We start from the raw sequence: 13515 nt of genomic DNA on the forward strand, positions 1-13515 counted from the left end.
CGGCTTGTCCGGCCTCTTGCATCGCATGGCGTAAACGCCCGCCGAATTGGGGCATCGCCTTTTAATCCGCACAGCAAAAAGCCCGACACCACAAAGGTGTCGGGCTTTTAAGTCTGGATCACGGATTTACTGCTGTACTGCCATGCCCTTCACGCGGATGATGACACGACGGTCAGGCTGCAGGCACTTGATCAGTTCGGCACGTGGTTTTACGTTGTCGCACTGATTGCCCGTTACTGGGTCGGCCTTGCCAAAGCCTTCGGCGGTGATGATGCCAGCCGGAATGCCTTGCTGAACCAGGAAGTCGGCAACCGTCGCCGCACGCTCTTTGGAGAGCTTCATATTGTAGGCATCCGAACCGATACGGTCGGTGTAACCGGCAATATTGATGGCGGCTTCTTGCGGACGAGCCTGCTTGATCTGCTGGGCAATGGTCGACAATTCGGCCACACCGGCATCATTGAGGCTTGCCTTATTGAAGGCAAACAGCGTGTCACCCTTCAAGGCAAATTCCATCAACTGCACCGGTACTGGTGCGGGAGGTGGTGTCACCACAGCAACCGGTACCGGCGCTGGCGCGCCGCCGAAGTGGTAGGCTACGCCGAGTGACAACAAGCCGTTGTCGGCACGAATACCGGTGTCGTCGGTTTTACCCAGATGGTGGGTGTATTGATATTCGAAGCGAGTCGACCAGTTCTTGTCGATTGCATATTCAAGACCCAGTGCCGCCAGTGGTGCCGCACCATTCTTGTTGTCGCCATCGCCACTGACACGATAACCCATCACCCCAAGTCGGGCATAAGCATCCAGTGCCTCGGTCAATGGCGTGCTGAATTTACCCGACAACTGTATCCCTTGGAATCGGGCCTTGCCCACTTCCTGACCAAGCTTATCAATACTTTGCTTGCCGAGGTAGTCATAGCCACCTTCCAGTGCAAACCAGTCGTTAAACTGATAGCCGCCGTACACGCCACCGCCAACCTTGTCATTATTGCTGCTGTGCCCATCTTGCAGGCCGCTGGCAAACTCCTTGTTGTAAAAATCAGACCAACCTACCTTGGCCCCAAAATAACCGGGCTCATCAACATTGGCGGCATGCGCCAGAGGCAGAGCGGCCAGGCCGGCAAGTGACAACAAAACACGCAAAGATTTTTTCATGAACCGCTCCTAATCCGGATGATGGCAACACAAGTTGTGCGCAACGCCCATTACGCTCAACTCACGATTTCAGTATGGGTAGGAAAGCTCAAAATGCCATTTTTTGTTGCGTTAAAAGTCATAAGCCAATGCAGGCCGCGTCGCTTAAATACAACACAACATATTGTTATCAAGCCACTTTTTGCCAATAAATTGGCCGCAATTAAGCCGCCGCCGCGATGTGGTTTTCCTGTGTTGCCAAATGGGCAACGACCTCTCCGACCACCATCACCGCAGGACTGGCCAGTCCTGCCACACTCACGGCGCTTGCAAGCTTAGCCAGTGTAGTGAGCAGATGACGCTGGCTGTGACAGCCTACGCGTTCGACCACGGCAATAGGCGTATCGGCAGCAAAGCCCGCCTCCCGCCATGTCTGTTGAAGGCCTTCCAGATTGCGCATGCCCATATAACAGACCAGCGTCAAACCGGATGCAGCCAGGGCTTGCCAATTCGGCTGCGAACCATCTTCGGTATGTGCCGTTACCAGGCTGACGCCGCGTGCGATGCCCCTATGCGTCAGCGGCAAGCCCAGCGCAGCGCCCACCGCCAGGCCGGCGCTCAAGCCTGCGACAGCTTCGACTTGCACGCCGTGTTCGGCCAGCCATGCCCACTCTTCTCCGCCACGACCGAAGATAAAGGCATCGCCCCCTTTGACGCGTGCCACTTGGGCGCCTTGTCGGGCATAGCGCAGCATCAGGCGCAAAATGAACGCCTGCGGCGTGCTCTTGCAACCGCCGCGCTTGCCTACCCGCACGATACGCGTCGCAGGCGGCGCGAGAGCCAGCACGCTTTTGTCCACCAAATCATCGACCAGCCAGACCTTGCAGGCGGCCAGCACGCGGGCCGCCTTGAGTGTCAACAGTTCGGCATCTCCCGGCCCCGCACCGACCAGCCACACTTTGCCCGCTACATTTTTCCGGTTCATGCACTCACCTCCTCCAGTAGGCGGACAATTTGCGGCACACAAGAACCGCATACGCTGCCGCAACCCAGTGTCTGTTTCACGCCGGCCAGATCCAGCCCGCTATTTGCTGCGCTGCATATCGCATCTTGACGCACCCCGGTACAAGCGCATACCAGAGGCGAGCGCTCCGAAACGGTTTGGCCTGAAAAAAAGGCAGCCAAGCTGGCCGGTGCTGGCCCGCCATCGGCCCAGACCGCGAAAGCCGGTGCCGCGCGCGTGTCGCCACACAACAGCCAGCGATGCGGTTTGCCGACTTCATTCAACTGCAAGCGGCGCAAGATGCCGCGCGCCGGGTCATCCAGTGCTGCATCCGGTTGTGCCAGGGAAAAAGCCTGCGCCAGTTCGGCAAGCGTCGCCGCATCCGGCGCGCCCGGCCCCGCCAGACGCAAGCGTATCCCGCCCCCGCCCTCCGCCACCGGAAGCAGAACCGCGTAGGGGAAACGCAACAGCCAGCTTTGCAAAGCCCCACGCAGCAAGGCGGCATCGCCCTGAATAAACCCTTGTGCCTGCCAGTGCAGCGCGGCCGGTGTAATGGCAACGGCGGCATGCTTAAGCTCGGGTTGTTTGGAATACGGGTCCAGCGCCCGGCTAGTCAGCACATTGATGCCGTCTCCAGCCATCCAGCCTCGCCCCCAGTGCATGGGCAGAAAGACATGGCCCGGGCGCAAACTGTCATCACACACCACGGGCAACACCAAAGCACCGCGTCTGGATTTGATCTGCACCAGATCGCCGGCCTGCCGTTTCAGTCTTGCCACATCGCTAGGATGCATTCCCAGCGCCGGCTCCTCCACATGGCGTGTCAACGCCGCGACCAGCCCCGTGCGCCCTGTCGTATGCCAGTGGTCGCGCAAACGTCCCGTGCTCAGTTTGAACGGATAGTGGGCAGAAACGGCTTCGGCCACGGGCTGATAGCCGGTGTCAAAAAACTGCGCCTTGCCGTTGGGCGTGGCGAACACCCCATCCCGATACAGCCTTGCCTGTGACTGCCCGTGGCGGTAAGGCCATTGCTGCGGGCCATCCTGTTCCAGCACGGCATAGCTTAGCGCGCTGTAATCCAGATCGCGTCCGGCAGTACAGGCGGCATGTGCCGCAAAAATGGCAGACGGCGTTTGCCGGGTAAAAAGGTGTTCCTTGTCCGGCGCAATCAAGCGCGCCAGGCGCGCACCAATATCGCAGGCAATTTGCCAGTCGGGCAAGGCGTCTCCTGGCGGCGAAATGGCGGCACGGACGCGTGATATGCGCCGCTCGCTATTGGTCATGGTGCCATCTTTTTCCGGCCAGGTTGCGGCCGGCAAGACCCAGTCGGCGAATGCCAGCGTGTCCGCGCTGGCAAACGCTTCCGACACAATCACCAGTTCAGCCGCCTGCAGCGCCGCCCTTACCCGTGCCTGTTCCGGCAGGCTGGCGGCCGGATTGGTCGCGACAATCCAGATTGCCTTGATGCGTTTGTCCAGCAGCGCATCAAACATTTCCACCGCGGTTGCGCCCGGCGTTGCCGGCAGGGACGGGATGCCCCACCGTTGCGCGACCTCGGTACGGTGTGATGCATTGGCCGGATCACGGTGGCCGGGCAACAAGGTCGCCATGCCTCCTGCTTCCCGTCCCCCCATGGCATTGGGCTGGCCGGTCAGTGAAAACGGGCCGGCGCCGGGCTTGCCGATCTGGCCGGTAGCCAGGTGCAGATGGATCAGCGCCGCATTCTTGGCCGTTCCGCTGCTAGACTGGTTCAAACCCATGGTGTACAGCGACAGCGCGGCGCCCGCCATGCCGAACCAGCGTGCGGCCTGCACAATGTCAGCCGCGGCAATGCCGCACACTTCGGCTGCCGCCTTGGGCGTGAACTCGTGAATACGCGCCTTGAGCGCAGCAAAGCCTTCGGTATGCCGCGCAATATAATCCTCATCGACCAGCCCTTCCCACACCAGCACATTCAGCATGGCGTGAAACAGGGCGACATCCGTACCCGGATGAATCGCCAGATGCAGGTCGGCAATGCTGGTCGACTCGGTACGGCGCGGGTCGATCACGATGATCCTGAGCGCGGGGTTTTTGGCCTTGGCGTCTTCCAGTCGGCGAAACAGCACCGGATGGGCATAAGCCATATTGGCGCCGGCGATCAGCACGCAATCGGCGTGTTCCAGGTCTTCGTAACATGCCGGTGGCGCATCGGCACCCAGTGTCATCTTGTAGCCGCTAACGGCACTGGACATACACAGGCGCGAATTGCTGTCGATATGGTTGGTTCCGACCAGCGCGCGCGCCAGCTTGTTGAAGCTGACGTAGTCCTCGGTCAGCAATTGTCCCGACAGATAAAAGCCTACCGCCTCAGGCCCATGCTTTTGGATAATGGCGGCCAGCCTGGCTGCGACCTCGTCAAAGGCAGCCTCCCGCGCCATCGCCTGCAAGGGCATGTCACGCGTAGGGCGCATCATCGCTGACAGCACCCGGACATGGTCACGGCGCACGGTTTCGCCCAAGGTCCGCCCTTTGCTGCACAAGCGTCCGTAATTGGCCGGATGGGCGATGTCCCCCTGTACCGAGATCACCTGATCGCCACGGGCCGTCACCATCACGCCGCAACCGGTGCCGCAGTAACAGCATACCGATGAAACTGTCTTATCCATGGCGCTCCCCCTTCCGGTTTTGCCTATGCCTTGCAGCACTACAGTGCCAGATACACAACACCGGCTTCCAGCCGCGACAACACCTTGTTGGCACAGCCTTGATCCGGCGCCTGCACCTGGCCGCCATCCAGTGCAATCACCCAGCCATGCAACGGGCAGGTCACGGACTTGCCGTGTACCAGGCCTTGCGACAACGGCCCCCCCTTGTGCGGACAACGATCGAACAAGGCAAACACCTCGTCATTCAGCGTGCGAAAAACGGCAATATCTTCGCCATGCGCGCGTTTGATCACGCGCGATCCTTGCGGCGGAATATCCGCCAGCGTACAAACCGAAACCCAGTCCGTCATTTTGTTCTCCCTCCGTATCATTTGATGCTTGCCGATCGCGTTTTGAGGTTTACAGCGCAAGCACTTCGAATTCGCGCCTGAGCGCCCCCGCCTTGATGCGCTCTTGCCACGGGTCTTGCTCGAAACTCAGGGCAAAATGCAGACGGGCATAAAGCTCGCTACGCCCGGCGGCATCTTCGACAATGCGCTGCTTAACGCCATCCAGCCCCACGCGATGCAGATAATGCACGGTACGCTCCAGATAAAAGGCTTCTTCGCGATAAAGCTGCAGGAAAGCACCGCAGGTTTCCAGCACCTCGGCCGCCGTTTTGACCTTGACCAGAAACTGTGCGACTTCCGTCTTGATGCCGCCGTTGCCGCCGATATAGATTTCCCAGCCCGAATCGACCGCGATAATCCCGACATCCTTGATGCCGGCCTCCGAGCAATTACGCGGGCAGCCGGATACGGCCAGCTTGACCTTGGCCGGGCTCCACATTCCGAACAGGTCTTTTTCCAGATCGATGCCCATCTGGGTCGAATTTTGCGTACCGAAGCGGCAAAACTCGCTGCCAACACAGGTCTTAACCGTACGCAGGCTTTTGCCGTAAGCGTGACCGGAGGGCATGGCCAGTTCTTCCCACACATGGGGCAGGTCTTCTTTTTTGATGCCCAAAAGATCGATACGCTGGCCCCCCGTCACCTTGACCATGGGCACCTGGTATTTGTCGGCGACATCGGCGATGCGCCGCAGCTCGGACGGGTTGGTGACCCCGCCCCACATGCGCGGAATGACCGAATACGTGCCGTCCTTCTGGATATTGGCATGGACGCGTTCATTCACCAGACGCGAACGGGCATCGTCCTTTGCCTCCCCCGGCCAGCTTGAGATCAGGTAGTAATTAAGCGCGGGACGGCAGGTGGCACAACCGTCCTCATTGCGCCAGTTGAGATAGCGCATCAGCGCAGACATCTCGGTCAGGTGTTGCTCGCGTATCACTTTGCGCACGGTGGCGTGATTGTGCTCGGTACAGCCACAGATGGCTTTTTCGCCCTTAGGCGTCACATCGGCCGCGCCGCCAACGCAATTGACCAGAATCTGCTCGACCAGACCGGTGCAGGAGCCACAGGAGCTGGCCGCCTTGGTGTGTTTTTTGATCTCGTCGACACTGAACAGGCCTTTTTCGCGTATGGCCTTGACAATGGTGCCCTTGCAAACGCCGTTGCAGCCGCAAACTTCCGCACTATCCGCCATGCTGGCGCTGCGGTTTTCACCGGCGTGCCCGCTGTCACCGATGGCCGACTCGCCAAACATCAGCTGGTCGCGGATTTCGTTTACCGCACGCCCTTCCCGTATCAGGCGGAAATACCAGGCCCCGTCGCCGGTGTCCCCATACAGGCAGGCACCCACCAACTGCTCGCCCTTGAGTACCAGCTTTTTGTATACCCCCCCCACCGGGTCGGCCAAGGTGATCGCTTCAGTCGTGTCGTCCCCGATAAAATCACCGGCAGAAAAAAGATCAATGCCGGTCACCTTGAGCTTGGTCGAGGTGATACTGCCCTGATAACGGGCAATGCCATGCCCGGCCAGATGGTTGGCAGCCACTTTGGCCTGTTCAAACAGCGGGGCAACCAAGCCGTAAGCCATGCCGCGATGGCTGACGCACTCACCCACCGCATACACGCGCGGATCATAGGTCTGCATGGTGTCATTAACGACCAGGCCCCGGTGGCAATAGAGACCACTGGACTCGGCCAGCGCGGTGTTGGGACGGATGCCCACGGCCATAACCACGAGATCTGCCGGCAATTCGTGGCCATCCTTGAAGCGGATAGCCCTGACTTCACCCTTATCGTTACCCAGCAAGGCCTCGGTCTGTTTTTCCAGCAAAAAGGCCAGCCCGCGTGCTTCCAGATTTTTTTGCAGCAAGCGCGCGGCCGCCTGATCCAACTGCCGCTCCAGCAACCAGGCTGACAAATGCACGACCGTCACGCTCATGCCGCGTGCGGCAAGACCGTTGGCGGCTTCCAGCCCCAGAAGCCCCCCTCCGATCACCACTGCATGCTGCTTATGGCGCGCAGCGTCCAGCATAAAGCGCACATCGTGATAGTCGCGGTAACTGACCACGCCTTTCAGTTCTTTGCCCGGCACCGGCAGGATAAAGGGATTGGAGCCGGTGGCCAGCAATAGCCGGTCGTAGCTAGCCTCGATGCCCTTGTCGCTTCTCACCACGCGCCGCGAGCGGTCAATTGCGGTCACGGTCTGGTTCAGATGCAAGCATATGCCCTGCGCCGCATACCAGGCCTCATCGTTGAGAATGGTCTCTTCAAACGCCTGCTCTCCGGACAAAACCGGCGACAACAGAATACGGTTGTAATTCCCCCATGGCTCGGCACCAAACACCGTAATGTCGTAAGCGTCGGGGGCCAGACTCAACAACTCCTCCAGCGTACGCACCCCGGCCATGCCGTTACCTACTACTACCAGCTTCTTGCGAACCATTGCCTGCCTCCCCTGCCTTGCCCCGCGCAAATAAAAAAGGCCCGTGCGCCTGACGCATTGCATCAGGTACACGGACCTCGTTGTCCTTGTCGCTGCACCGCCGTTGGCGCAATCGTACTTCCATTAAAACCTAGCAATCGTCGTGCCAGAAAACCCGTGCTTTAAGCGGCAGGAATTGACCGCAACGCACCAAAAGCAGGAAAAAAGCACGGGTTACCGCACAGTCTGGTGCATATCAAGCTTCAGGCCAGCCAGGCGGCGGACTCAACCATGGTCTGTGCAATCTCGCCGATGCGTTTTTGCCGCTTCATCGCCTCGGCGCGCAAGCGTTTGTAGGCTTCGTCCTCGCTTATGCCCTTCAATTGCATCAACAAACCCTTGGCCTTATCCACCCACTGCCTTTCGGCCAGGCGGACCCGGGTATCCGCCAACTCCTCACGCAGCGCCTGCTCAATGGCAAAGCGCTCGATGGCCACAGCCAGTACGCTTTCAATGCGCACGGCCTCGACCTGCCCCACCACATAGGCTGATACCCCGGCCTTGAGTGCCTCGCGCAAGATGTCGCGACTGCCGTTACCGGTAAACATCACCACCGGGCGCCGGCTTTCCGTACTGGCAACACAGACGGCTTCCAGCGTATCGCGCGAGGGCGCATCGCTATCGATCAAAACCAGATCCGGCTGCAAACCGGCAATCACATGCTCCAGCCCCATGCATGGCGCGATCTGTCCGACGATACAAACATCGGCCTGCGCCAGCATCTGTGCCAATAAACCGGCATGTCCGGAGCCATCATTAATCAGCAATACTTTAAGCATGCGCCCCCCTTTTCCCGGGCATCAAGCAAGCCCGATGCCAACATCAGGATCAAGCCACCGCGCGCTGGCCATATTTCTGATAAAGGAAGCCCAGCACCTGCGCACGGCAAGCGTGATAAGCCGGATCACTGGCTAGCGCCAGGCGATCGCGCGGGCGCGGCAAGTTCACGTCCAGAATCTCGCCTATTGTGGCAGCCGGACCATTGCTCATCATCACGATACGGTCGGATAGCAATACCGCCTCGTCCACATCATGCGTCACCATCACCACCGTCGAGCCGGTGCGCGCCACAATGCGGATCAGTTCGTCCTGCAAATTGGCACGGGTCAGTGCATCCAGCGCCCCAAAGGGTTCATCCAGCAACAAGACTTTAGGCTCCATGACCAAGGCTCGGGCAATTCCAACCCGCTGTTTCATGCCGCCGGAAATTTCGTTCGGGTGTTTGTCGCGGGCATGGCTTAAGCCCACCATGGCCAGGGCCTGCTCGGTACGCTCGGCCAATTTGGCTTTGCTCTCGCTCTTGCCAAACACCCGCTCTACCGCCAGATGGACATTACCGTAACAGGTAAGCCAGGGCAGCAAGCTGTGGTTCTGGAACACCACGGCCCGATCCGGCCCCGGTCCGGCGATTTCACGGCCATGGGCAATGGCAATCCCGTCGGTGGGCAACAATAACCCGGCAATGATATTCAGCACCGTCGATTTGCCGCAACCGGAGTGGCCGATCAAGGAGACAAATTCCTGCCGGGCAATGGCCAGCTTCACATCCTGCAAGGCGGTAAAACTGCCTTTACTGGTATCAAAACGCATTCCCACCTGATCGAGCTCTACATAGCGTTCCATTTCACACCTCCTGTCCGAAGCTGGCTTTTTTCGCCAGCCAAACCAGCAATTGCTCCAGCAGCAGGCCCACGATGCCTACCACGAAAATCGCAATCAGAATGTGCTCGACATTCAGGTTGTTCCACTCATCCCACACCCAGAAACCCAGGCCGACACCACCGGTCAGCATCTCGGCCGCCACAATCACCAGCCACGCTACGCCAATGGCCAGACGCACGCCTATCAGCATGGACGGCAACACGGCCGGCAATAAAATCACGGTGAACACTTTCCATTCAGACAGGCGCAGCACCCGTGCGACATTCAGATAGTCTTGCGGCACGGCTCGCACACCGGCAGCGGTGTTCAGTATCATCGGCCAGACACTGGAAATGAAAATCACCCAGATCGATGCCGGATCCGCCGCCTTGAATACCAAAAGACCGATAGGCAGCCAGGCCAAGGGCGAGACCGGCCGCAACAGGCTGATCACCGGCGCGCTCATGCGTGCCAAAAAATCGAAGCGGCCAATCAAAAACCCAAGCGGAATGCCCACTACGGCAGCCAAACCGAAGCCTACGCCAACCCGCCCCAGAGACATCAGTACATTCCAGCCTATGCCCTGATCGTTGGGGCCATTACGATAAAACGGGTCGGCAAAAAGTTCGCGCGCCGACAGCCAGGTCGCCGCCGGTCCAGGCAGGCTGCCGCCACTGCCTTGCGCGAGCAGTACCCACAGCAGCAAAAACAGCAGGATGCCCAGTAGCGGCGGTACCGCGACCCGCAACAGCGTGCCCACAGGCCGGCGTATGGCCTCGAATGGCGCAGGCCAGACTCTGTTGCGGCGCAAGGGCCTAGCCTCTGCAGCGGCGGCTGCGCCCGCGATGGATTTAACAGCAGTCATGAATATCTCCCTATGGGTTTCGATCGGCGGGTCATGCAAAGCATTGCAATCAGGCCTTGATCGGGAAGGATGACGCATAGGCAGCCGGATTCTTGCCATCCCAAACCCGGCCATCCATCAGCTTGCTGCTGCGCATATCGGATACGGGTACCGGTACGCGCGCCATGGCCGCCGCCTGCTTGTACAGCGCGCCCTGGTTGATCTGGCGCGCAACCCCGAGGTAATCGGGATCGCTCTTAAGCAGGCCCCAGCGTTTATGCTGGGTTAAAAACCACATGCCATCCGACAGGTAGGGGTAATTGACCTTGCCGCCATCAAAAAACTTCATCGCGCGCGCATCCTGCCATTTACGCCCCAGGCCATCCTCGTAAGCACCGCTGAAACGCCCGGCAATAACCGTTTCCGGCGCATTGACAAAACCTTTTTCGGCGATCAGGCGGGCAACGGAGGCATGGTTTTTCGGATCATCGATATAGCGGGAGGCTTCCAGCAAAGCGGCGATCAGCGCACGCGCCGTAGCCGGATTTTGCTTGACCCATTCTCCTGTCGTGCCCAGTACTTTTTCCGGATGGTCCGGCCAGATTTGCTGGCTGGTGGCCACGGAAAAACCGATATTGTCGGCAATGGCGCGCGCATTCCACGGCTCGCCCACGCAATAGCCATCCATATTGTCCACGCGCATATTGGCGACCATCTGCGGCGGCGGCACCACAATCGTTTTTACATCGCGTAACGGGTCTATACCCTGAGCCGCCAGCCAGTAATACAGCCACATGGCGTGGGTGCCGGTCGGGAAAGTCTGGGCAAAGGTATATTCGCGCGGCTCGGCCTTGACCAGGCGCGCCAGGGTTGGGCCATTGGTGACGCCTTTATCCTTGAGTTGCCGGGAGAGGGTAATGCCCTGTCCGTTCTGGTTGAGGGTCATCAACACGGCCATATCTTTTTTGGGCCCGGTCAGCCCCAGATGCACGCCATAGATCATGCCGTAAAGTGCGTGCGAAGCATCCAGTTCGCCATTGACCAGCTTATCGCGCACCGCAGCCCAGCTCGCCTCCTTGGAGGGCACGATGGTGATGCCGTACTTTTTGTCAAAACCCATTTTTGCAGCCACGATCACCGAGGCGCAGTCGGTGAGTGGAATAAAGCCCACCCTCACCTCGGTTTTTTCCGGCGCATTGCTACCTGCCTGTGCCGGCAGCGCAAAACCGCCGGGAATCAGCGCTGCGCCCAATACGCCCAAAGCGCCCTTCAGAAAATCACGGCGTCCGTCTGTCTTGCTGCTTGTCACCATCAGTTGCTGTCTGGCCATCTTCTGCTCCTTGCACTATGCGCTTAAAACAAAAAAAGGCGCCCGTCGTGCCGGCTGCTACTTCGCCGCACGACGGACGCCATTGTCCGTCTGAGCAGAGTGGCCGCCATTGGCCCCTCTGATCGAATACCCGCATTAATGCAATTGCTGTGCCAACTTGACCATACTGGCCCGTTAAGACGGAAAAACCTTATCCGGCGCACCACTGCCGCCGGCATAAAGTTCGGGGCGCATGCCGGCTACCCCAGAAGGCGGCATCGTCTGCGCACTATTGCAGTGCAATATGCACCATCACAACTCAGGCTAGACCGCAGATGCGCCCATCCTCCACATCGATATGGTAAGCCTGCGGCGAGCGCGGCAGACCGGGCATGCGCAGCACCTTGCCTGCCAGCGCCACGACAAAGCCGGCACCGGTATTAGGCAGGAGTCTGGCAACCGGCAGAACGAAACCCTCCGGTGCGCCACGCAGTGCAGGATCATGGCTAAACGAGTACGGCGTTTTGGCCACACACACCGGCAAGCGATCCAGGCCCCATGCCTGCAGGCGCGCCAGATCATCTTCCGCCTCGGGCGAGAGGGTGACACCCGCGCCACCATAAAGCTGGCGGCTTAGCGCATCCAGCTTTTCGCTTAGTGTCGCATCTGCCGGATAGCTAAAGCGCACGGCGGGGACTTTTTCCTGCCCGGCCGCCATCACGGCACGCGCCAAATCCACTGCGCCTTCGCCGCCTTTGGCAAAACCGTCGCAGACCGCAAAGCCAGCGGTACCGGCTGCGCGGCAAGCCTGGGCAACCATGGCCATTTCATCCTCGCTATCGCCGGCAAAACGGTTGAGCGCAACCACCACGCGCTGGCCAAAGCCTGCCAGATTAGCCAAATGACGGTGCAAATTGGGCAGGCCCGCCGTAAGCGCGGCCGGATTGGCTTGTGAGCAGGCAGCCAGATCCACCCCGCCATGCCACTTGAGCGCCTTAAGCGAAGTCACCAGCACGGTGACGGCCGGTGCCAGAGCGCTTTGCCGGCATTTGATATTGAAGAATTTTTCCGCGCCAAGATCGGCACCAAAACCGGCTTCGGTAATCGCCCAATCGGCACAAGACAGGGCAGCGCGGGTCGCGCGCACCGAGTTGCAGCCATGGGCGATATTGGCAAACGGTCCGCCATGCACAAAAGCCGCATTGCCTTCCAGTGACTGCACCAGATTCGGTTTGAATGCGTCCAGCAGCAAGGCCATCAGGGCGCCGGTGATACCCAACTCGCGCGCATAAAATGGCGTGCCATCGCTGCGCAGCCCCAGCAACAAGTCATCCAGTCGCCGGCGCAAATCGGCTTCATCTTCAGCCAGACACAGCACCGCCATGATTTCCGAGGCGGCCGTAATGTCGAAACCGGTGTCGGCGGGGATGCCGTGTGCGGGGCCGCCAAGGCCGGTCACCATATGGCGCAGCGAGCGGTCATTGACATCCAGCACCCGGCGCCAGAAAACGGTTTCAAGATCAGTCTGTGCATGGTGGCGCACATTGTCCAGCATGGCGGCGATCAGATTGTTGGCGCTGGTGATGGCGTGAAAGTCGCCGGTGAAATGCAGGTTAATGGCTTCCATAGGCAAGAGTTGCGCATAACCGCCCCCCGCTGCCCCTCCCTTCATGCCAAAACAGGGGCCAAGCGAAGGCTCGCGCAAAGCCAAAGCGGCCGACTCGCCCAAATACTTTAACCCTTGCGCCAGCGCAACCGATACCGTGGTCTTGCCGCTGCCTGCCGGCGTGCCGCTGGTCGCCGTAACCAGCACCAGCTTGCCCGCAGGATTTTTGCCTGACGCAAGAGAAACTTTGGCCTTGTCGCGGCCATAGGGCTCGTACTCGCGGGCTGAAAAACCCAGGGTATTGGCCAGAACATCAATGGGAATGAGCGTTGCAGACTGGGCAATTTCGATATCGGATAGCATCGACAGACTCGGCAGAAGGAAGTGAGCCGATAGAGTAAAGAAAGCAGAAGCTTCCTACCATGAGCCAGATCAGATGATTGTGTCGCTACTACC

At 59.5% G+C, this 13515-nt stretch carries 10 protein-coding genes; all 10 read right to left on the reverse strand.

Going from position 1 to position 13515, the window contains the following annotated elements:
• Positions 1 to 126 precede the first annotated feature (126 nt).
• The 10 genes from ompA to M3P88_RS07910 all read right to left on the reverse strand — a co-directional run bounded on the left by ompA (position 127) and on the right by M3P88_RS07910 (position 13428).
• Positions 127 to 1158 carry a porin OmpA gene (gene ompA / locus M3P88_RS07865; protein WP_249615496.1) on the reverse strand — a complete coding sequence of 344 codons (1032 nt, stop codon included), beginning with the start codon at positions 1156 to 1158 and terminating at the stop codon, positions 127 to 129.
• Between the two features lie 202 nt (positions 1159 to 1360).
• Positions 1361 to 2122 (reverse strand): uroporphyrinogen-III C-methyltransferase, encoded by a 762-nt coding sequence (gene cobA, locus M3P88_RS07870; protein WP_249615497.1) that lies wholly within the window; start codon positions 2120 to 2122, stop codon positions 1361 to 1363.
• Positions 2119 to 4788, reverse strand: a complete 2670-nt coding sequence (locus tag M3P88_RS07875) for a nitrate reductase (RefSeq protein WP_249615498.1) — start codon at positions 4786 to 4788, stop codon at positions 2119 to 2121. The genes cobA and M3P88_RS07875 overlap by 4 nt, the downstream gene beginning before the upstream one ends.
• Positions 4789 to 4826: 38 nt before the next feature.
• Complete coding sequence (nirD, locus tag M3P88_RS07880) at positions 4827 to 5138, reverse strand: nitrite reductase small subunit NirD (protein WP_249615499.1); 312 nt, start codon at positions 5136 to 5138, stop codon at positions 4827 to 4829.
• A gap of 49 nt (positions 5139 to 5187) precedes the next feature.
• Complete coding sequence (nirB, locus tag M3P88_RS07885) at positions 5188 to 7620, reverse strand: nitrite reductase large subunit NirB (RefSeq protein WP_249615500.1); 2433 nt, start codon at positions 7618 to 7620, stop codon at positions 5188 to 5190.
• A gap of 242 nt (positions 7621 to 7862) precedes the next feature.
• Positions 7863 to 8438, reverse strand: coding sequence for an ANTAR domain-containing response regulator (locus M3P88_RS07890; protein WP_249615501.1), 576 nt, complete (start codon positions 8436 to 8438; stop codon positions 7863 to 7865).
• Positions 8439 to 8487: 49 nt separating this feature from the next.
• The gene (locus M3P88_RS07895) at positions 8488 to 9282 is read right to left on the reverse strand and encodes an ABC transporter ATP-binding protein (protein WP_249615502.1); all 795 of its coding nucleotides are present in this window, start codon (positions 9280 to 9282) and stop codon (positions 8488 to 8490) included.
• Position 9283: 1 nt separating this feature from the next.
• On the reverse strand, positions 9284 to 10165 hold the full coding sequence (gene ntrB, locus M3P88_RS07900; protein ID WP_249615503.1) for a nitrate ABC transporter permease: 882 nt from the start codon (positions 10163 to 10165) through the stop codon (positions 9284 to 9286).
• 49 nt (positions 10166 to 10214) lie between these two features.
• Positions 10215 to 11474 carry a CmpA/NrtA family ABC transporter substrate-binding protein gene (locus tag M3P88_RS07905; protein ID WP_249615504.1) on the reverse strand — a complete coding sequence of 420 codons (1260 nt, stop codon included), beginning with the start codon at positions 11472 to 11474 and terminating at the stop codon, positions 10215 to 10217.
• Between the two features lie 298 nt (positions 11475 to 11772).
• Positions 11773 to 13428: a formate--tetrahydrofolate ligase gene (locus M3P88_RS07910; RefSeq protein ID WP_249615527.1), complete on the reverse strand. Its 1656-nt coding sequence runs from the start codon at positions 13426 to 13428 to the stop codon at positions 11773 to 11775.
• Positions 13429 to 13515: the final 87 nt, after the last annotated feature.

It is taken from the genome of Craterilacuibacter sp. RT1T (assembly GCF_023502145.1).
Classification (GTDB): domain Bacteria; phylum Pseudomonadota; class Gammaproteobacteria; order Burkholderiales; family Chromobacteriaceae; genus Craterilacuibacter.